Source organism: Candidatus Peregrinibacteria bacterium (assembly GCA_030700255.1).
In the GTDB taxonomy this organism is placed as follows: Bacteria; Patescibacteriota; Gracilibacteria; order UBA1369; family JABINC01; genus JABINC01.
The window spans coordinates 16,168-37,193 of the sequence record JAUYJN010000002.1 but is presented as its reverse complement, the minus strand read 5'-3'; the positions used below and the strand labels follow the sequence as shown (position 1 = coordinate 37,193).

At 38.7% G+C, this 21,026-nt stretch carries 11 protein-coding genes; 6 read left to right on the top strand and 5 right to left on the bottom strand.

Going from position 1 to position 21,026, the window contains the following annotated elements; translation table 11 throughout:
• Positions 1-2,112, bottom strand: a 2,112-nt coding sequence (locus tag Q8P68_00285) for a hypothetical protein (GenBank protein ID MDP4007612.1), incomplete at its 3' end; no start/stop codon positions are given.
• 268 nt (positions 2,113-2,380) lie between these two features.
• Here Q8P68_00285 and Q8P68_00280 point away from each other — a divergent pair.
• A complete protein-coding gene (locus Q8P68_00280) occupies positions 2,381-6,829 on the top strand; it encodes a DUF4215 domain-containing protein (protein MDP4007611.1) in 4,449 nt (1,482 codons plus the stop codon).
• A 224-nt stretch (positions 6,830-7,053) separates the two neighbouring features.
• On the opposite strand, the gene Q8P68_00275 is transcribed toward Q8P68_00280, so the two are convergent.
• Together Q8P68_00275 and Q8P68_00270 are read right to left on the bottom strand one after the other, a co-directional pair.
• Entirely contained in the window at positions 7,054-8,535 is a 1,482-nt protein-coding gene (locus tag Q8P68_00275) for a phosphomannomutase/phosphoglucomutase (GenBank protein MDP4007610.1), read from the bottom strand.
• Positions 8,536-8,585: 50 nt separating this feature from the next.
• Positions 8,586-9,134: a hypothetical protein gene (locus tag Q8P68_00270; protein MDP4007609.1), complete on the bottom strand. Its 549-nt coding sequence runs from the start codon at positions 9,132-9,134 to the stop codon at positions 8,586-8,588.
• A 54-nt stretch (positions 9,135-9,188) separates the two neighbouring features.
• Here Q8P68_00270 and Q8P68_00265 point away from each other — a divergent pair, with 54 nt between their 5' ends.
• Both Q8P68_00265 and Q8P68_00260 read left to right on the top strand, forming a co-directional pair.
• Positions 9,189-9,329 carry a hypothetical protein gene (locus Q8P68_00265; protein MDP4007608.1) on the top strand — a complete coding sequence of 47 codons (141 nt, stop codon included), beginning with the start codon at positions 9,189-9,191 and terminating at the stop codon, positions 9,327-9,329.
• Positions 9,330-9,819: 490 nt separating this feature from the next.
• Positions 9,820-10,707 carry a hypothetical protein gene (locus Q8P68_00260; protein MDP4007607.1) on the top strand — a complete coding sequence of 296 codons (888 nt, stop codon included), beginning with the start codon at positions 9,820-9,822 and terminating at the stop codon, positions 10,705-10,707.
• Positions 10,708-10,785: 78 nt separating this feature from the next.
• On the opposite strand, the gene Q8P68_00255 is transcribed toward Q8P68_00260, so the two are convergent.
• Positions 10,786-17,265, bottom strand: a complete 6,480-nt coding sequence (locus tag Q8P68_00255) for an MG2 domain-containing protein (protein ID MDP4007606.1) — start codon at positions 17,263-17,265, stop codon at positions 10,786-10,788.
• 284 nt (positions 17,266-17,549) lie between these two features.
• Between Q8P68_00255 and Q8P68_00250 the strand changes: the two genes are divergently transcribed.
• Positions 17,550-18,356, top strand: a complete 807-nt coding sequence (locus Q8P68_00250; protein MDP4007605.1) for a hypothetical protein — start codon at positions 17,550-17,552, stop codon at positions 18,354-18,356.
• On the opposite strand, the gene Q8P68_00245 is transcribed toward Q8P68_00250, so the two are convergent.
• Positions 18,348-19,331 carry a hypothetical protein gene (locus Q8P68_00245; GenBank protein ID MDP4007604.1) on the bottom strand — a complete coding sequence of 328 codons (984 nt, stop codon included), beginning with the start codon at positions 19,329-19,331 and terminating at the stop codon, positions 18,348-18,350. The two genes, Q8P68_00250 and Q8P68_00245, sit on opposite strands and share 9 nt — an antisense overlap.
• Before the next feature lie 105 nt (positions 19,332-19,436).
• On the opposite strand from Q8P68_00245, the gene Q8P68_00240 reads away from it, so the two are divergent.
• Together Q8P68_00240 and rpsO are read left to right on the top strand one after the other, a co-directional pair.
• Positions 19,437-20,369 carry a magnesium transporter CorA family protein gene (locus Q8P68_00240; GenBank protein ID MDP4007603.1) on the top strand — a complete coding sequence of 311 codons (933 nt, stop codon included), beginning with the start codon at positions 19,437-19,439 and terminating at the stop codon, positions 20,367-20,369.
• Between the two features lie 318 nt (positions 20,370-20,687).
• Positions 20,688-20,948, top strand: coding sequence for a 30S ribosomal protein S15 (rpsO, locus tag Q8P68_00235; protein MDP4007602.1), 261 nt, complete (start codon positions 20,688-20,690; stop codon positions 20,946-20,948).
• Positions 20,949-21,026 lie beyond the last annotated feature (78 nt).

Sequence of the window (21,026 nt, the reverse complement as noted above, 5' to 3'; positions counted from 1 at the left end):
CTCTTCTTTGGAGATTAAGGAGGTCTCTTCCTCTGAAATATTAGGGCTTTCTATGTTACTTCCAACGATTATAAGTTTGATTTCAGATTCCCCCATCTTACTTATAGCACCTTCTAACACAGATCTTGACCCCTCATCCATAGATTCAGAACCTAACACACAGATATTTAGGCCACCTTCCAGGCCTTTTTCGATTTCTTCAAGGAAAATCCTTAGCTTAGCTTCTATTTCAAGGTCGTCATTACCTTCAATACTTTTGTGTAATTCAGCTTTTTTCTTTTCTTCAATCAGTTCTGAATATTGTTCAATTATTTGATATAAAGTTTGATATGGATCAAATGCATCTTGTCCCTCCGGAGTGACCATACACACCGAGCCGGTGTCTTTTCTTTCAAGAGTTTTGCGTAAAATAAGCTCATTTACAGGTGAGGATCCTCTTATTTTTACGACCTTCTTCTTATCAAGCAGTTGATTTAATTTCTCAAGTGCAGCAGTCGGGGAGGCTCCAATAAGCCTTACATCATCTGCTGATTTGAATATGTGGACCCTCTTTTTTGCCTTAACTTCTTTGAGCTCTGTTACGGTAATATCCATATTTCTAGTTGCATGGCCCTTTGTTTCGCCAAGTAAGCAATATTCATCGAGTTTATCTCTGGCGGTCACACCTACAGCCAAGGAACTTTCCCCGCCTCTGTCATTGTACATGTCTATACCAACTCCCATTGCACGAAAAAGTTCATGAACGACTAGTCCGACCCTGGTGAGTTCATGTCGATCATCATTACCTGCTCGAAAACGTATCATGCGACCTTTTTTACCAATCCCGCAGACAGTCTTGTGAGCCGTCCCATTTACTCGATTAAAATTTTCTATGGCGGCCCTTACAGCTTGAAGCACCCTGGCTGCCAGGAGTTCAGTATCTCCATTTTCAAATGTGGTAAAAAATCCATTTCCTCCCATAACCGCCTTAATATCTCCGCATTGATATTCCTCCATTACGGCGAGAACTTTATCTACTAATTTGTCGTACTCCTCATCATCTGTTTCGTCATTTAAAGTTGGAAAATATATACAAAAGGGTATTCCGAGAGTTGTACTGGGATGACTACTTGCCTCTGCATTTTTTGGTAATTGTGTTATTTGTGGAATTTCCTCAGAGATACTGTCAATTTTAGCTTCAGATATTCTTAATTTACTTTCTACGTATGTCTTTGCAAGTGAGTCGAAATCAGCCATCGCTTTTTTAAGATGTGAAACCTGATCTTCTCCTACATGTATATTTGTTGTGTTTAAATTGAGAGACCCTTCTTTTTCTTTTACTTCTTTTTCAAATTTTTTCGATGTTATAAGCGCGAGACCCCTTGTTATCATTCCATTTACTTGCCTATGGGTTCTTAAATTCAGCCCCTTAGCTGACACATGAGCGATGCGTAACCCACTTACTACCGTGTATGCTTCTCCACCATTTGCGTGGTGAATATTAAATTCGGCTATCAGGTCACGAAGAGACTTAAGAGCTTCTTCCATTACATTTTTTATTGCAAGGCTTGCCATGCATGCAAGGTACATACTTGGGAAATTTGCCGTCACTTCATCACCTTGGAAACCATCTACGCTGCCATGAAAATTCTCAACTATTGTTGTGATCGTATGGATACCTTCCTGTATTATATGGATAAACTTTGCTCGAAGGCCGGCAGGGCATCTATCATCAAAAACAGCTCTTTGGGCGATACTTGAGCCAACGAAATCTATGGATGTATATATTCGTTCCGGAGAGCATTCAACGATACTATCCATAGAACCATTTTGATGAGTGATGGTTTCGAGCCAAGCTCTTGATAAATTCGCACCTCCGTGAGGAGTTAATCCACCTCTATCAATGCCATCGATAACGTTAAGCTCTTCATCGGTTGGAGTTTCGTGCGTTTGAATTGGGCTTAAAGCTTTCCCCACATCTAACCTTCTTTGTACAACCTCTTCTTCATGGACAGGGTTTATTTGACCTTCATAGCGCTCCTTTTGATCTCTCTGCCTCTCCGCATGATGAACCCTTCCGTCTGCGGTTCTTTGCCCTCTATCATCTATTCCACTTTGAGGTTTTTTCGCCATATTATATAGCCTAAATTATTGGTTCGTAATTATATATTAATGAGTGGCTCTTGACAAGGCGGTCTAATTATTTTCAACCGGTTAGGTATAGACTGGTTCTTCCCCTTAAGTGAGTGATTACCCAACTCGACCTTGCTATAAATGGAAGTGGTGAATAAGTTGCCTACTAGCGTTTTGTTTATTATATTTAATTGTAGAATTTCATTTGTTGAGAGTTTGCCGTTGTGTTACAATTCTCCGTGATTGAAAAAATAAAAAACAAAATAGCATGATTCAGGAATTTCTCTTTAATAAATATAGGGTATTATCGCTTACATTATTTCTTGTAGGGATGTTTTTTTTGAGCAGCCTTGTATACGCTATAAATGTTGAGGAGACTTTTGTTTTTGAAAGTGTAGTTGAGCCGTCAGCTGTTCAATTTACCGGAATGATGACCGGACAGCCACGATATAATTCCGGAGTGAATTATTTTCATAGTTTTCTTGGGAATTCAGATTTTGTAGATCCTGCATATCAGTTGCGAGTAGTGGCATCTTCAGCTCTCCCTGCAGAGACACCTTTTCAACTTGAAGGATTTGCATGGAATAATCCTTGGGGATGGATCAGTTTTAAATGTGCGGGAGGTCTAAATCGAGCGCAGCCGTGTGGTGATGACACTTATCAAACTCAGATTGATTTGAGTTCATACACTCCAGCTAATACATATGGTCTTCTTACAGGACAGGCTTGGAATCCGAATATCGGAGAAATTAATTTTAGCTGGACATGTCCCGGTTTCACTTGTTTTCCACCTTCACGCCCAAGAATTAATTTTACTACAGGGCTTTTAACCGGATATGGATGGAACGATCGTGTTGGATGGATGTATTTTCAAGGTAGTATTGAGCCACCGCCCACTTTGGGTGGGTTTGTTTGCGGGGACGGTATTCCTGATACAGGAGAAGAATGTGATGATGGTGTGAATAACGGCGATCCCTCTTCAAGTACTTGTAATGCCGATTGCACCACTAATATTTGCGGGGACGGAAGTGTGAATCAAACGGTAGGAGAACAATGCGATGATAATAATGTTTTTTCCGGAGACGGATGTAGTTCAACATGTCAAAATGAAGTTCCTGCGGTATGCGGTAATGGCGTGCCACAGGTAGGAGAAGAATGTGACGACGGGAATTCTGTAAATGATGACGCTTGTACCAACGCATGTATTTTGAGTGTATGTGGAGATGGAATTGCGAGTGCGGTAATCGGAGAAGAATGTGACGATGGAAATAATATTGATACGGATGCGTGTAAGAACAATTGTACGTTATCTCCGCCAACTCAAATATGTGGAGATGGATCCGTAACTGGTACTGAAACATGTGATCTCGGTAGTGATGCATATGGAAACTCTTTGAACAAACCAAATACCGTCTGTCCGCTCTGTCAAAATTACGCATGTGGAGATCATTATTTATATCCAGCTTATGAGCAGTGCGATGACGGTAATTTAGATAGTGGGGATGGATGTGATGCGCTTTGCAATGATGAAGTGCCCGGGGCTATTTGTGGAAATAATATCCAAGAAATTGGAGAAGCATGCGATGACGGTAATTTAGATAGTGGGGATGGATGTGATGCGCTTTGCAATGATGAAGTGCCCTGGGCTGTTTGTGGGAATTCGGTTATAGAGCCGAATAGTAGATCCGGAGGGGATGAAGAGTGCGATGACGGTAATAAGATTTCAGGAGATGGTTGTAATAGTAAATGTAAAATAGAGGCGGCGTGGTGTGGAGATGGAATTGCAAATGGCACTGAGCAATGCGATGACGGAAATATTATTGATAATGATGTGTGTAAAAATAATTGTACCTTTGGAGCTTATTCGATTTGTGGGGATGGGGATAGCACGTTCGGGGAGGAATGTGATGATGGAAATACTTTAAGTGGAGATGGTTGTAGCTCTGTTTGTACATTGGATTCAGATGAACCGAAAGAACCATTTGTATCCATTAATGATTGTGAAGATGTGGTATCTTATATGGCTCAGATGTTTAACATTCAGCTTGATTCAAATTCGATTTGTAATGAATTTTGTGGAGATGGGTATTTGGAAGATCCGGAAGAATGTGAAGATGGGAATATAGTAGGTGGAGATGGTTGCAGTTCAACTTGTATAGATGAATCTGCAGGCGCTGTTTGTGGAAATTATATCCAAGAAATTGGTGAAGGATGTGATGATGGAAATAATAATTCCGGAGATGGTTGTAGTGCATCTTGCACAGACGAAGATCAGATAATTTATTTAGATGACCCTACTTGCGAAGAAGTATTTGAAATTTTTGAAGATATTTTAAATATAGATATATACGCTGCAGGATTTTGTAATACAAACCCGGCTTATTGTGGAAATGGGACTTGGGACATTGGTCAAGAAGAATGCGACCCGACTGATACAAGTGACGTACCTTATTATTTATATTGTACAAATTTCTGTGAATTCGAGCCTGTAGGATGGTGTGGAGATGGTATTCATGATCCAGGGGAGGAATGTGATGATGGCAATTTCCAAGATGGAGACGGTTGTAATGAGTGGTGTGAATATGAATTCGAGCCGGGTACATGTGGAGATGGACTTTGGAGCCTTGGAGAAGAATGCGACCCGGGAGTCGCTGCTTCAATTCCTTTGACTCCGCCTGGTCTTACTTGTGGGGCAGCTATTTCCACAACCCCTTGTGAGCTTTTGACAGCAGGGTTTTGTGGAGACGGGGAGACTCAGCATGGAGAAGAATGCGACTCTTCCGATCCTTTACATTCACCGCCTGCCGGCTCCGTATGTACGTCTTCATGTGAATTAGAATTTATACCTGAGCAACTGACGTGCTTTCCATATACTGACATTGCAAAGACATGGAATGATACAAAGGGTGATGTGTATGAAGTTTCTGTTCAATTAAATTGTCTTGAAGAGCCGAGTAGCGTTAACGAATGGAATGTATCAGTTACCGGATTTCATTCTATTAATACGGTTGATTGTGATCAAATCAATGGAAATACTCCTGGCTGTGTTCAAGAAGACCCTATGTTGCCAATCACCTTAAATGCCCCTGAGACAGGTATGACAAAAGTGGCTGAAGTTTATTCGTACGCACCAACTGGCTATACCTCAATGTTTGATGATGATAATTCTTACACATTAAGCTTAGTAGAGGTTGAAGTTACCAATGCTAACGGCTCAATTTATAAAGAATGGGTACCGACAGATAATTATTCTATGGATTTCACGCCATTAATTTCATCACAAACTTTAGATGCAAGCTATGGAGATAATGTACAGGTTCCATATTTGAATTTAGGGTATGAACAACTTGTAGATTTGCGATCTGTTTTAAAGAATAATTTGAATGATTATGTTGACGATGTTTCTGCAGATTATACTTTGTCGGTGAGTAATCCATCGTACGTTTTCCAGTTTGATAATTTTAATAATAATGCTTGGGATAGTGCGGTTGGTTTATCAACTTTACATAGAAATGGGGGTACTATGTCAAATCCTACATGGTATGGGCTTAATCCGAATCCTGGCCTTTATTATCATTCTGCCGGAGTGACTGGGAGCTCTCAAGCTGAAGAGCCGGAGGGTGAGAGTTTGAGTATGGTGATCAATTATACTCGTGATGGACATGATATCTCATACCCTGCTGATAGTATTCCAAAGGCGGCTGATTTCTTACTCGATGGTTATGGTGTTCAAATTACGGGGCCGGTGAATACTGACAAAATACTTGGCGCAAGTTCGTTTACACAAGTTGGTAATGTAGGCGAGGCTGTGAAGAGGAAGAATATAACCGGTAATGTTTCACGTATAGTAAAGAGTAGTGATATCGCCGCATCGAGCCCAACTTCATTTAGTTTTATTACTAATCTTATTCTTTCCGGAGGGGATTACCTTACATATGTAGTGAGTACGGGCGGTCCGGTTGAAACAGATCAACATATATTTTATTTCAAAGATGATGTCATCTTAAGTACTGGTTTGGACAATAGGCAGAATAGAGCGATAATCACTGAAGGAGGGGATGTTTATATCAATGATGATATTTTCAATTTGCCCTTGGATCCAAATGATCTTGAAAGTGAAGATGCACGACTTGAAATAATTGCTTTGAAGGATAAATATGGTCGCGGTGGCAATGTATTTATAGGGCCGAATGTTGTTTATTTGAGTGCGAATATTGTGGCTGATGGATCGTTATTCCCTTACGATGGAAATTCTCGAAATGGATCCGTCCCGGATTTTGAGGTTTTGGAATCAACCGGACTTCTTGATAATCAGTTAACTTTTGAAGGTTCATTGACTTCGAATAATACGATTGGTGGGTCGGAAAGTGGCCCCCTGTATAAGAAGGGGGATGGGTCAGTTACATTAATTGAAAATGAAGCGCGAATATATGACTTAAATTTCTTTAGAAGGCATGGGCTAATACCCGGGAGTACTGACTCCGCTGGCAATCCGCAGGATTGTAATGGGGTATCTGGGCTTCAAATAGAGGATTCTTACCTTACTGCCAATACTTGTGATCCCGGAGATTCAACCTCTTCCGATCTTAACCCTGCTGGAGATAGATGGGTTGGCCGGGCGGCGAATGAAAATTATGGAATGTACTTTAATTATAGACCGCCTGCAAAGAACTCCGTTATATTCGGAGGAGTGGGCAGAGTCACATCCGGGAATTAATTTCGGGAAGCTGATTTGACTAGAACTCTATTGTGAAGAGCGCTATTAGAGAGGCGACGTATGTTGTTAGTATAAGAAAAACAAATACATAAGAGATAATTTTTCTCTTGTTACTGAAATATCTAAAATCGCCCGCTTGCATAAAAGCGATACCTGTTAAGGCAAAAAGTATTAGTGTGTGAATAGTGAATCCTATGTAAAAGGCGATTTGCACTTTTGAATATTTAAGTGATGTTTTCGAGCCAAGCGAGGTCGAGCTCAGGGTAGGTTTTGAGATGTTCGCCTACGGACAATTGGACTTCTTTTAGATCTTTTTCTGATCCGGCTTCAAATCTTAGGGTCAAATATGCCGACGTATTTGATGAACGAATCAGCCCCCATGTCGTATCGGAAAAAATAATTTTAACTCCATCTATAGTTATACATTCGTGATTTTTTTCAAAATGTTTTGTTACCATTTCTACGATTTCAAATTTCTTGTTGTCGGGACATGGGACTTTTATTTCCGGAGTTGTGTAGGTTGTTGGTAAATCTGAGAGAAGATCTGAGAATTTTGCACCTGATTTTTTGGCTATTTGATCGCTGAGAATTTTTATTATTTTTAATGCTGCGAACATGGCGTCGTCATAGCCATAATAATCCTCGGCTATAAAGACATGGCCTGATACTTCGCCTGCGAGCGGCGAGTTTTCCGCATGCATACGATTTTCTATAAATGAGTGGCCGGTGCGCTCAGTGATCGCGATGCCGCCGGAGCCCTCAATTTCTTTTTTGACTTGAGATGAGCACTTAACATCAAAAACTATTTTACTTCCGGGGAGTCTGGATAAGATATCGCGAGCGAGCAGGATTATTATTTTGTCCGCGTTGCAATATTCTCCTTTTTCGTTGACTACCCCTATGCGGTCGCCGTCGCCGTCGAATCCAAATCCTACATCACATTTTTTATCTATAACTGTTTGCATTAATTCAGTGAGATTTTCTGCGTACTCCGGGTTTGCTTCATGGTTTGGATAATTGCCGTCGAGGTCAGTATATAGCTCAACCACTTCACAGCCGGCAGCCCTCAAAAGTGGGCCTATGAATTCTCCAACAACTCCATTACCGGCATCTACAGCAACCTTGATAGGTCTACTATTTTCCAGCGGAAGCTTTTCGGTTAGGTCTTTTATATAATCTTCAGTATTTGTATCCAAGATATATGATTCACCTGCATCTTTATGAAAAATTTCAAAATCTTTATTTTGAACAAGTTTTAAAATTTCTTGAAGGGATGGTCCGCACACGGAGTGTGCGCCTGATTCGACTATTTTTATACCGTTGTCGTTTTTGTGGTTGTGGCTTGCCGTCAAGGCAAGCCCCATGTCGAATCCGTATTTACATACTGCGTAGTAAACGAGAGGAGAGGTCGCAAGATCTATATTTGCGATTCTACAATTTGTATCTTTGAGAGCCTTGATCATGGCGTCAAGCAAGGTCGGGCCTGTAAGCCTACAGTCCCTCCCCACGACCACGTGAAGCATCGTATCGCATGGCAGGTTAAGTTTTCGGCGCATATATGTAGCGATGCCGCAAGTAATCAAATAAACGCTTTCAGGGCTTAAATCCACCTTGTTTGGATCCGTCGACCCATTCTCAAGCATAGCTTTTCCTCGTATATCGTAAGCACGAAAAATATTTGAGTTTATTTTTATATTTTTAGTCATTATGTTTTGTTTAATTGTTTGCTTCGCATCCTTTTTTGGCAAGGCAAGTTTCACACCTTGCCTAGGATTTTAACAAGCCTCTCTCGAAACGCAAGTTCATCTAGAAACCCTATCGTGCTTGAATGTAAATATTTTTTATAATTCTCTGATTTTAGAGCCTCTTTTCTAATACTTGTTGCACATAGTATTTTGTCATTTTCATCATGAATCATTTTTATGGGCAATGTTTCAAACCGTTCATCATCCACAAAAAATCCTCGTACATATTCCGATCCGGAATAAATTTTACTAAATGGTGGTAATGAATCAATTACATGCTGCACCCACCTGTCATCATCATCTATGTCGATCAATTGGTGAACCTCATAAGAACCTTTTGGCAAGCCTTTTGGATCAAGTAGGCTTTCTGCCTTAAGAGTTTCTTTGATTATATTTTCGCGCTCCGCGCCTGCGAGTGGGTTCCTCCATGTGCCGACTTTGTTTGCAGCGGCTATTGCGATTATGCAGTGTTCACCTTTTGCAATTATACTTTTTATATCAGCTAAATGACCAATATGAAAAGGTTGAAATCGACCTATGAATAGAGAATTTGTTTTCAAAACTTGCGTTTAAATTTGTAATAAGAGTATAGTTGCGTACTTAATTACTAAGCAATGTTAAAATTCAGATTTTATGTACTTATTGAAAAAGCATTTAGGCATATTCTTATGGGCCATGAACCCTTGCCAGGTTGGACATATTTGATAAATAGCCTCTCCATGACCGACGTCGGTCATGCAAAATACAATGCTTAATTGTGTCAAATAATCTTAGGCTCTTTAAACAAATTGGTAAACCAAAAGCATGTTTGAGAGCATGTAGATGCTAAAATCTAAAAAACTCAAACATGCGAAAACAAATTTAATGAATTTTGGTTATGTGAAAGTGTGCACGTGAACAGATTTTGTACGTTATCTTGTACAAAAACTCTTCCCGGAAGGAGGAATTGTACAATAATCCGTACAATTTGATTTTTATGCGCTTGCTAAAAAAAACACTCCCAGACACACTTCTCTCATAAAATGGTCTCTCAAGTACGTACTTCATGGCTTGTTCTTAAGAATGACGTCTGAAGTACGGCGTTCAAGACGTGTGCGCGCGCACAGCCTTTGAAGTACGGCGTTCAGATGGCAAAATTCGCGCACAGCATTGCCCAATTTGTTTAAAGAACTATATTTGTGGGCTCTTTAAACAAATTGAGCTTTTTTGAGAAATAAGCTAAAATGACATGATTAAACATAAATTATGAATGACAAAAAAAGTCCACAAGGCGTAATTGATGAGGATTTAGCTAATTCTGGAGTAGTTGAAGATCTATCTGGTAAACAAGATAAAAAAGCTCCAGGCACAGCAGCGCAGGACGCGGTGACTATTGATGCAAGGAGCGCTATCGGAGGTCTCGAACTAAGCGAGGAGGAAGCTCCGCTTGATGCAGAAAAGCTCAGAGTAGTGAAGGCGAGGGTACTTGAAATTGTAAGATTTCATTTGGAGCAAAAATATGACTTTGGATATGATGGGTTCAATGAAATCAGGCAAGATTTATCAGAACCGATGAATCACATATGGATTGGAGATGTAAAACATGTGCAAGTCAGTGATGACCCAAAACTCATTGCAACTATTTTTACGGAAAAAATTCAAGATTATCGTTCATTAGCAGCTCCAAAAAAACATATTTGCTTATTGATCAGTACTGAGCCACTCCAAAAGCAAGATTTGATTGATAAGTATGATGAATCGCTTGATAAAGAAATGATTGCATTTACAGTAGAATTCAATTTTGATGGATATAATCGGCATAGTTTGAAACATAGATATGTAGACCCAAAATTTAGAGGAGGGCTTGGGACGCCAGTTTTAAAAGAATATGAAAAATATTTTCAAAAAATGGCAAATGATACAGGTGAGTCTCAATCTCACGTCATACTTACGCAAAAAAAACTCACTTTGGATTGGGCTAGGAAAAATCACTATATACCAGATACAGAGAGAGATGCAAAATTGATTGCAAAATTAGAAGCGATTGATCAAGGAGTTACAGTAGAAGGTGAAGATATATATCTCGAATCAGGTCCAGATAAAATCAAGACTAGAGTCGGAATAGAACTGAGAAAAGATTTCATTCCAGAATAAAAAACTCCCACCGATTGTGCAGTGAGAGTTTTTTGATTTAGCGTATTGCGATTTGCCGAGAGCGAACTTGCAGGAATTTTACTTTACCTCGAAGATAGATCCCTCTGTTCTTCCAAAGTTTTCTGGGAAGTACATTTCAGAGATCACGGCAGGGAGGTGGTGAAATTCTCCTGGGATCAAGACTCGAATGTAGTAGTCATATGTGTAAGTGCCGGGAGCGAGGTCTTCTTTGAACAAGAATAATCTGTCATCGCGAAGCTCTTCGCGGTCAGGTCGTAATTCGTTGCCGTTACCATCAATTGTATTGTCAAAATATTGGTCAGCAAGTCCAAATTGAGAATCCGGAGTAGTCTCGCCAACTAGAGATGGATTCTCAGTTGAGAGTTTGAAATTCACGAGCTCTGTTCCGGCAGGTATGAAGTCTTCGATTGCAACGAAGTGTCGAGTTTCTGGAACTATGATTTCAAGTTGCCCATGTAGGATTTCCCCGACTTTGGCAGAGTTTAGAGCGATTTTCGGATCATTTTTCGGTTCGTATGACTCATCGAATCTATTTTCATCTAGAGCAAATAGTTTTCGTTTTATAGAGAATCCTTCATCACGAGCAGTGATTTCATCTATTGGTAAGAAATAAGTTAAACCGAGATCATAGTAGAAATTGTTTTGTTCGGCGTTGTTATTTTTCTTTATAAATTGCAGTGGCAAAAGTTTACCAAATGCGAGTTTGTTGAGTGGTGAGATTATAGTTGATTCTTGGTTTAGAATTGTATCTTTATTAAAATCAAATGAGGCTAAATCTGATCCATCGAGTTTGAGGTCAAGTTTGAAATCAGATTTGTTTTCTCCTTGAGCTATCATGTAGGCGGTAAATGCGTCAACAACAGCAGCGGTGTTTGCGGTGGAGCCCCATGCGCCGTCTTTTGAGCGACTGAGGAGCAGCCATCTGAGTATATTGCCGGACATTTCATTGTTACGTTTTTCTACTGTTAAGGCGCTTAGCAATGTCGCCGTTGATTTGACAGGAGTATCGTAGTAGTACCAAGCGTTACCACCTGGTAAGTGTGCTCCGCGAGCATCTATAACTATTCTGTTTTCCAGTATTTCGAAAACATTGTTGCGTGCGGCAGTTCCAAATGTATCGGGGTTCTGCGCCATAGTGAGGGCGAGGTAAGCGAGAGACATATTTCCAAGTTCTTCAGATAGTACTTTTTTATTTTGAAGAATTTTTTCTTGGATTAGTGGTTTGAGTGTATCGACATGCTGTCTAGTTTGAACTGAACTAGATACGCTGTGAGCTACGAATATAAGATCATCAATAGACTTGTATTTCTCAGTATTTGTGATCTGTGTTGTTAGGTACGCTCCAGCTCTCTTTAACATATTTTTATCTATGTTAGAATTCGTCTTTTCTATCCTCGCCAATGCTTCAAGAGTACTCATAGTTAGGTATAGGCTTGATTTCATTCCTTTGTAATATCCAAACCCACCATCATCATTTTGGTTCTCTGTAATACGTGCAAGTCCGAGAGATATGACTTCATCCAGAGTGTGGATTTTTCCATCAAATATGATGTTATCAATCTTAAATTTATCACCGATGTTTTCGATCTTAAGTCCGGCTTTGACTATCGCGATCGCTTTGAGCTTGCTTGCAATTTGCTCAGTACATCCATATGGATATCCGAGTATGCTGTTAAGCGCATCCGATAGAAATACAGCAAGCGTTGCACTGGCATTGATTTCAAGTTTCCCTTCATCCGGAATAATATTTTTTGGTAAAAATAAGAATTCACTCGATAAATCTTTGTTGGTATTGCTTGCAGTAGCGACGGACTCGTAAGTTTCATTTCTTGTGATTTGAATTGACTGTTCGATAACGTCTTCGAATTCAGAATTTTTTGCAGAGAGAGTGAATACATGTTCGCCGTACTGTAGATCAGATGGAGAACTTACTTTGAAGTACACAGTCTTCGTTTCGCCTTTTGAAAGTTTGACTGACTGAGCATCTGAGCCTTCAGATTTTAGAGTGCTACTTGCAAGTGTTACATCTAGTTTTTGAGTTTCATCTGATTGGTTAAACACTTTTGCACCTATTGCGAAGACATCTCCGGGTACCGTGAAGCGTGGTTTGAGTGGGACTATAGAAACAAGTTTCTTTGTCATTATTTCCATATAATTAACTCCAAGCAATGTGTCTTTGGTTACACCGAGAGTTTCTATCTGCCAAGTTGTTAGATTGTCGGGAAGTGTGAAGTTGGCGGTGGCAAAGCCATTTGCATCAGTCGTAATTACAGCTCGCCAGAAAGCAGTGTCCTTGAAATCCCCACGTTTTTTAGTATCGGCATCCTCGCCACCGCCACCACCTTTACCTGTTTTGATATCTATTTCATGAAGCAGATTTTTTAGGTTTGCGGAAGTCGCAATAGTTAGAGGAAGATTTTGATAGAAGTAGAGTAGGGGATTCTTATGTGGATTTCCTTTGAGGGCAAGTACGCTCATGTCGACAACTGCAACAGAAAGTTCGGTCGCGAGAGGCTCACCTTTTGAATTCTTCACATCAAAGTTTAAATTTACAGTTTCCCCTGGAAGATAATTTTGTTTTTCCGTTGTTACGTTGATCTTTAATTCTTTGTTGTCTGTGCTAACTTGGAAACTTGTCTCTCCGAATTTGAGCCCAGGTTCTGCTGAAAGCAGAACTACTGAAGCAAATACATTTGGTACATATGAACTATCTATTTTGAATTGATAATTATAGAAACTCTGATCGAATTCAACTACTTCGTAATCAAATATACGACCACGCTCTATAGAGATTAGAGCTTTTACTTTCCCTTCAAATGGATTTTTTATCATGAAGCTCGCTGTATCCCCAGGTTGTAGCTCACTTGAATTGTTTATGATTTCGAGAGTAGTGTCATTTGTAGGTCTCACCAATCCGGCAGTTGCTTTGCCGCCGTAAACATATAACGTGCTGGTTGTGATAATAGTATTTCCTTTAGAGTCTTTTGCCTCGAGGCTGACTTCGTATTCTCCTTGATCTTTTAATGCAAAAGAGTCATTCCAATTACCATCAGAATTTGTACTGAGGTCGAATTTTTTGACTGAAGTTAGTTTCTTCTCAGCATTGAAATAATATCCTCCGTCTACTTCTTTTCTCTTATTGTAATCCCATGTCACTTTGCTGATTTGACCTTTGATACCTCTTTGACTTACTTGGTTACCTTGTGTGTCTAAGGACTTAACTTTTAGATTAAATTCTTCATTTGCCTGCATGAAATATTTGTCAGTTTGAACTCCGAGGTAAACCTCCCCGCCATGAACGACAAATGATTCTTGCGAACTTATTTGTCTACCATCTTTATCAGTCACGCCTATATTTAAGACAAAAATTCTGCTTCGGTAAATATTTTCATCGTCTTCTTTGTCATCTGCAAATAGAGAATCAAAATCCAGGGATTTTGTGATTTGAGTATGGCCTTTAGAGTCCAATGTAGCCTCGCCTGACAAAAGATATTTATCGTTTGTATTGCAGTAATAAGAACATCTATACCAAGATGATCCGAAGTTAAAGTATTCGTCAGTATATTTATCGAAGAAATAATCTTGAGCAGAGAGTGTGTAATTAACGCTCCCACCTTCCAGAGGCACTCCGAAATAATAATCAGCTTGAACGTCGAGATTCAAAGTATCTTTATTTATATACTCTTCCTTGTCCGGTGTGAGCTCCAATTTAAATGCAGCAGGTGTGTATTCTTCTACATCAAATCGTGCACTCCCATATCCAACTCTGGCTGTATATGATCCGAGGGAGGCTGAATTATCCAATACGAATGAAGTGTTAAAAGTACCAAAATCATTTAGCTTTAAATTTCCTTTGAACACGTTGTCGTACTTGCTGTCAGAGATTTTAAGTTCGATTTCTTTACCTGGTATGGTCTGCATCGCACCGTCATAGCCTATACGGTAAACGCCTTTTAGTTGCACAGTGTCACCGGGCCTATATATAGGTCTGTCAGTGTACAAGAAAATTCGTTCACTATTGTTTGCATATGAGCCCCATGAAAGTTGATTTTCGAAGTCTCCAACTATCGCACTGTCTATTTTGTTCGAAACAATTGCTCCATATTTGTTTGGTGAAACTGTTAGTTTGACGGTTCCGTCAGTCCTAGTATTCGCATTTGATGCGGCAGTCATATTATCTGCAGCTTGATCGTATGTATAAGTAGTGACCATTGCTCCTTCTATAGGAGAAAGAGTCAAAGCATCAGTTACCCAGTATAAGTCATATAAGTCATCCTTTTGAGAAGCACTTAGTTTTTCTTGTTCTTTAGTATATTTATCCTCACGTATTTGGACTTCTTTTTCGATCACACTCAAGTTTGTCATAGTTACAAATGTATGCTCATACACTTTTTTATTTCCCCAATCCTTATAGTCCGGATGTGAGAATGAGACCACATAATGTCCGAATTTTGTGGGTACATAGTCTGCTAGTACAACTTGGAAAGAATTTTGTTCCCAGTATTTTTTAGGCAGTTCGATGCGTTTGCGAGTACTCCATTCACATAAAGATTGGTCGACTGTATCGGTATAATAAAGTCCTTTATTCAATATGCTTAACATATCTCGTTTTGGAACCTGGCATATATCCATATCCACAAAAGTCATGTTTTTTGTTGCAAAAGTGAGCTTTGTTGCGTTTGGTGTTGCAACAGAGTATTTCTCTTGGAAATTGTAAAAATTTAATGCGTGAGGGTCTAGATTTCCCGTTTTGAAGACAGCTTTCGAATCAGCGACTTGTTCAAATTCATCAGTCAAATGTAGGTTAATTTCATAGTTTGAATTAGGATCGAGGCCATGATTTATATTTGTTTGAAATTGGTCAGGTTTACATTTGTAGTGAGAACCATTTTTTTCATCTATCAAATATGAATCCCCCCATTGGTTAAATGAATACCCATAGTTAGCAGTGATGTAGTCTCCTATTTTTGCGGCCTCTTCAGATTCTGAATTTGGATAAAAATTCGGAGTAGCTATCGGTGAATTACTGCATATTGCAAATTGAGTTGTACTCTGAGCGCCTTCCCCGGGTACAGTTGAAAGTATCTCAAATTTAGGGAAAGCCGTTAAATCAAAATTGAGTTGATTTACATTTATTGTAATTCCTCCTTGATTGACAATCTTGTCCAGACTCAAATTAAATTTCTCACCAAGTGCAACTTCTTTGGAGTTGAAGCTGATGTTTACTTTAGATTTATTTATTTTTTTCTCACACGTTTCTTCGTCTCTGTACTCTATTTCATCGTTACATTCTTCGACATATTCGATATTTTTTATATGTTTCCCTTGGATAGAGCTCTGCGCCAGATTGATATCTTCATAGAATTGAAATACGGCTACTCCCTCTGGGTCAAAGAAATCAAAATTAACAGAATCTGAGCGGTCTGATTGAGCGGACTTATTTTGTACGATGTCGCTCACCTCTACATTGCCGGTGATTTTTTCATCAAGATTTATATCTCCCTGTTTTGGAAATGATTTTAATATCTCAAATTCATATTTATTTGTAAAATCCCAAAGCCTCGTTCTGTTGTGTGCATCATTTACTTGGTAAATTGCTAATACAGACTCCTCAGTTCTTGTCTCAGTTTTTCTTGTCTTATAATCATAAACATCATGGGTATAGTACTCACCAATAACTTCTACTTTTTTGTTTGTAGTTAAATTTTTAATAGTTGCATTTTTCAGCGTTTTTTCTACATCGATCGGCTGATTGTAAGTAATCAGGATAGGTTGGTTGTAAGCGAGCTTGTTTTGGCTGGAATTCTCAAATCTTAGTGGTCGAGTTGTGAATGTATGTTTATATGGTTCAACACTGATGCCGTCTAAGGATTGGAAACTCGATCCGGTTGTTACCTTATAATTAGAAGATGGAGCTAGGCTTACAGTTGGCTGAAATTGTAAACTACGTGTGCTGATCCATTTCCATTTACCTTCTGTCGGGGGCATGATAGTGACATCGATATTTTGTTTATCCATTTCGTCGAGGGTAGTGAGCGGAACCATAGGTCTATTAAAAACTATAGTGATTTCAGAGTCTTCAGAGGTCTCACTTTCAGAATTTGGAAATACATTTAGTATGCGTGGTGGTTCAACTATTTCAAAATATTGTGTAAGGCTCGCATCTTGCACAGGAATTGAGAGTGAGTAAGTCGAGCCGAGTGTAAGTACCTTGCTTGGTTGAAACACAACGACATTTTCATTCTTTGGAAAATCACTTTCTTTCCATTCGCCGGCGATCAACGGCTCAAATACTATTTGCTCCTTCACAGTTTGATCTACTTCTTCCGGCAACTTTATCACTATAGGTGCTCCTTGCGAGATCTCCCCGCTTACAAATGAAGCTGCACTCACATTACCATCATCTATTATTGATAGAGGTGTAGAAGAATTAAAAAACGTAAAAAATGCAGCTACGCAAAGCACGGCGACGATGACGAACCCGATCACGGCTAATTTTGTCTTAGTTAAATTAAAAATCTTGTCAGTATTTTCCATATATTTTTGTGAGAGGATACGTATGCTCACGTTATACCTATTAGATTGATATAGATATGGATTTAATTGTTTTGAAAATAATATAGATACATTTGCATGATCCGCATGCCTCAAGCCGAAAAAACAAAGTGTTAAATGTGAATAACAACACTTAATCCATAGAAAACCTTTACAAAAGCCATAAGGTGTATGCTAAGATACTTCCTAATTTTTTCAATATAACACGTAGCATATATTAAAAATATGTAAAGCCCACCCCTACCACCTAAATACCACCAACCAAAATGACTCAGTTTTCACCTGGAATAACAAAAGCATTCTCAATGCTTGGATTAAATCAAAAGCAGATCATAGTCCTAAGTCATCTCTATGCGTCGGGACGAGTTAGGGTGCATGAAATATCTCCGGATATAAGTGTGATCAAAAGGACGGAGCTCTATAGTATATTAAATTTTCTAGTGAAGGTGCAGCTTGTAGATAAGATGAATGTGAACAATGTCACCTGTTTTGAATTGAAATCAAATTCAGAAATTATAAGGTGGGCAAATAGGAAACGTATACAAGCTGAGGATAATCATCATATGTCGGTAGAGGCGGTAGCAAGGATAAAAGAGTTGCTTGAGGAGCAAGATAGAAATATTGAGCCTCGACCATTTTTTCATTATTTAGAAGGTGTAAAAGGCCTTGAAACAGCTCATAAGGTAATAATGCCAAGTACAGATAAGATAGATATTTATATGAATTATAGTGAGCTGTTACGTTTTAACCCTGAGTACGAAAGGCTTATTATAGGAACGTTAAAGGATAACATTGAACTAAAAATAAGAATTATTTTTATTGGCAATGGAGACTATAGAATACCAAAAAAGCTGCATCAGGAATCGCAGCTTTTTTTGCGTCAAAGTAGATCGGAAAGAAATAACACACTCCTATGTATAGGGAGTAAATGGATAATAGATTTCAATACTCAGAATAATCCTTTAAAAGGATTTTATATGCACTGTCAAAACTTCGATTGCATGAAGATCTTCAAAGAGACTTTCGAAAAAGACTGGGAGGATGGATTGGAAATAGATGAATTTTTAAGTTAGAGCAGTGTCCTCCATATCTAGAGCTTCGTTACCTGACATTATATTACCACGTGCATCGATTTCTTTTTGAGTAGTTAATTCGAGGAATGAATATACCCATATAGCTTTTGCCCATACGTCGAGTATCGCATTAAAATATGATGCGATGTAAAGTGCGAAAATACCGGCAAGCCCACCAACAATTACACCTACTTTCATAAGTGCTGCGCTATACACGAATATCGCAACTATACCTATTATTACACCGGGGATAATCAATACTATTAATACGTTTATAAGTATGCGTAGACCTATTATTAACATAAGTATAAGTATGAGGAACGTGTGCTGCCAGTGTTTGATTACCAGCAGGGTGCTTGATTTCATAGAGGCGAAAACTTTCTTTTTGTCTATCACCATAAAATACTCACTGTATGTAAAAAACAAAGTTAGTAGCATGCTTACACATATCATCATAATTATTGGAACTATCAAGGCTTCAAACCAACCCCAACCAAAATTCCTAAGAATAAAAGCTCCTTCGCCGAGTATGCTTGTAAGTGTAAATGATCGTAGGATTAAACTATATTCAAATAGAGGTAGGAAGTTTAGAAGCCCATGTGAAATGCCATTTCTTACTTTTATCGGATCTCCATTTCTATGCCGGGCAATCAATTGAATCAAGGCTCCCTGACAAAAAACAGGAATAAAAAGATGCATAATGACCGCAATGATTAAAAAAACCGTCACAGTAATTCCAAGCTTTGTATTTGTATCAAAAAGCTTAATATAAACAGATATTATCCGGTATAAAAAGCTCTCGGAATGCTGCGCAAACAAAGCCTCGGAAGTGACGAACGCCATGTATTGATAAACTATAAACAAAATACCGGCTATAGTTGTGAGTATGGCAGGGAAAAGAGCGTACCACTTTACAAGTCTTTTCTGCTCTTGTGTGAACCGCCAAGCATCACGAATTATTCTTTTGTATAGCATTTTGAAATTCCTAAATTTTTGTTTTTGTTTTCTTTGTAAGTCTTGTGGTATTATAGTGAAGATGAATCTTTAAGTAAAATAACTTTCTTTGACTACCTACCACAAATGGCTGTAAACGTACAAAAAATCAGTTATAAGAATTTCACTTGGATCGATATTTCGAGCCCGGATGAGGCTTCTATATTGGAGTTGGCAAGGAAGTATAAATTTCATCAACTTGATGTTGAGGATGTTTTGTCTGAAACTCAAAGGTCAAAAATTGATGATTATGATAAGTATATATTTTTGGTTTTACATTTCCCATATTGGGACGTTAGAACGCATTCAATTCAGGTTGCCGAGGTGAATTTATTTTTAGGTACTACATTCTTTATAACGCTTCATGACAATGAGTTGAGAGGTCTTAAGAAATTCGTAAAGAGATATACTGATTCACTCAAAGTACGTCGTGAAAAAATGGCAAAGGGTGCCGGTTTCGTATTGTATGAAATGCTAAATGAATTATTCGATGAGCATTTTGTTTTGATCGATCAGATGGAAAAACGTATGGATAAAGTTGAGAAGGATGTGTTTACCTTAAGAAAAGGTCAGAAGGACATGCTCCGAGATATATTGGGATTAAAAAAAGACATACTTACTTTCGAGAGAACGGTTGGGCCAATGCGTACCGTTATCCCACAGTTGGAATATAAGAATGATAAGTTTATACCAGAGGGGCTTGAGATTTATTTTGATGATATAGTGGATAAGGTCGAGAAGATTTGGTCTACACTTAACAATCAGAACGAGATGATTAATTTGCTTCAAGATACAAATGAAGCGGTAATTTCACATACTACCAATAGTGTTATTAAAACTCTGACTGTATTTTCGGTGATCATGCTGCCAATTACGTTTGTAACGGGTTTTTTTGGTATGAATGTCAACTTTCCGCTTGATATCGGGCAGAATCTGCACTCATATTTATTTATAACCGGTGGCATGTTGGTTATAATTGTATCGATGTTACTTTTCTTCAAATTGAAGAGATGGATGTAGTTTTTTTTAAGGTTGTGTGGTAAATCGGCTCGTGGTACAATACCTATTGCGTTTTTGATGCTATATGAAGCGTGAAGCACGCGAAGCGAAAATGCAAATTATCATTAATTTTCAAATATGGCGGAAAAGAAAAAGGCGGTTGCAAAGGCATCTGCAAAAAAAACTACCAAACCTGCAAAGAGTAGCGCAAAGGCAGCTAAGGTTACCAAAAAGACTGGAGTAAAAAAGGTCGAGAAAGCTGAGAAGAAAGTGTATGTTAAGGCTTCTGAAAAAGTGGCAAAAGATGCTCCGGCAGTAAAAGAAGTGAAAAAGCCGGTAATCATACAAGAGAAGAAAAAGATCATAGAGACTTTTGCAGTTCATGCAAAGGACACTGGATCGGCTCAAGTACAGATTGCGATCTTAACTAGTCGTATTGACTCTCTACAGTCACACTTGAAGGGTCATCCTAAAGACAATCATTCAAGAAAAGGACTTCTTGCAATGGTAGGAAAGAGAAGAAAACATCTTGATTACTTGAAGAATAGAAAGGCGGATGATTACGAAAAAGTGATCAAAGACCTGGGTCTCCGAAAATAAATTAAAAATAATTAACTAGCCCTCAAGATAGATTTCGAAAAGCTAAGTAGTAAGTTCTAGTTTAGAAGTAAAAGCTTC

Coding starts and splice junctions, on each gene's coding strand:
- Q8P68_00280 (MDP4007611.1), top strand. CDS start 2,381: ATGATTCAGGAATTTCTCTTTAATAAATATAGGGTATTATCGCTTACA.
- Q8P68_00275 (MDP4007610.1), bottom strand. CDS start 8,535: ATGACTAAAAATATAAAAATAAACTCAAATATTTTTCGTGCTTACGAT.
- Q8P68_00265 (MDP4007608.1), top strand. CDS start 9,189: ATGTTAAAATTCAGATTTTATGTACTTATTGAAAAAGCATTTAGGCAT.
- Q8P68_00260 (MDP4007607.1), top strand. CDS start 9,820: ATGAATGACAAAAAAAGTCCACAAGGCGTAATTGATGAGGATTTAGCT.
- Q8P68_00255 (MDP4007606.1), bottom strand. CDS start 17,265: ATGGAAAATACTGACAAGATTTTTAATTTAACTAAGACAAAATTAGCC.
- Q8P68_00250 (MDP4007605.1), top strand. CDS start 17,550: ATGACTCAGTTTTCACCTGGAATAACAAAAGCATTCTCAATGCTTGGA.
- Q8P68_00245 (MDP4007604.1), bottom strand. CDS start 19,331: ATGCTATACAAAAGAATAATTCGTGATGCTTGGCGGTTCACACAAGAG.
- Q8P68_00240 (MDP4007603.1), top strand. CDS start 19,437: ATGGCTGTAAACGTACAAAAAATCAGTTATAAGAATTTCACTTGGATC.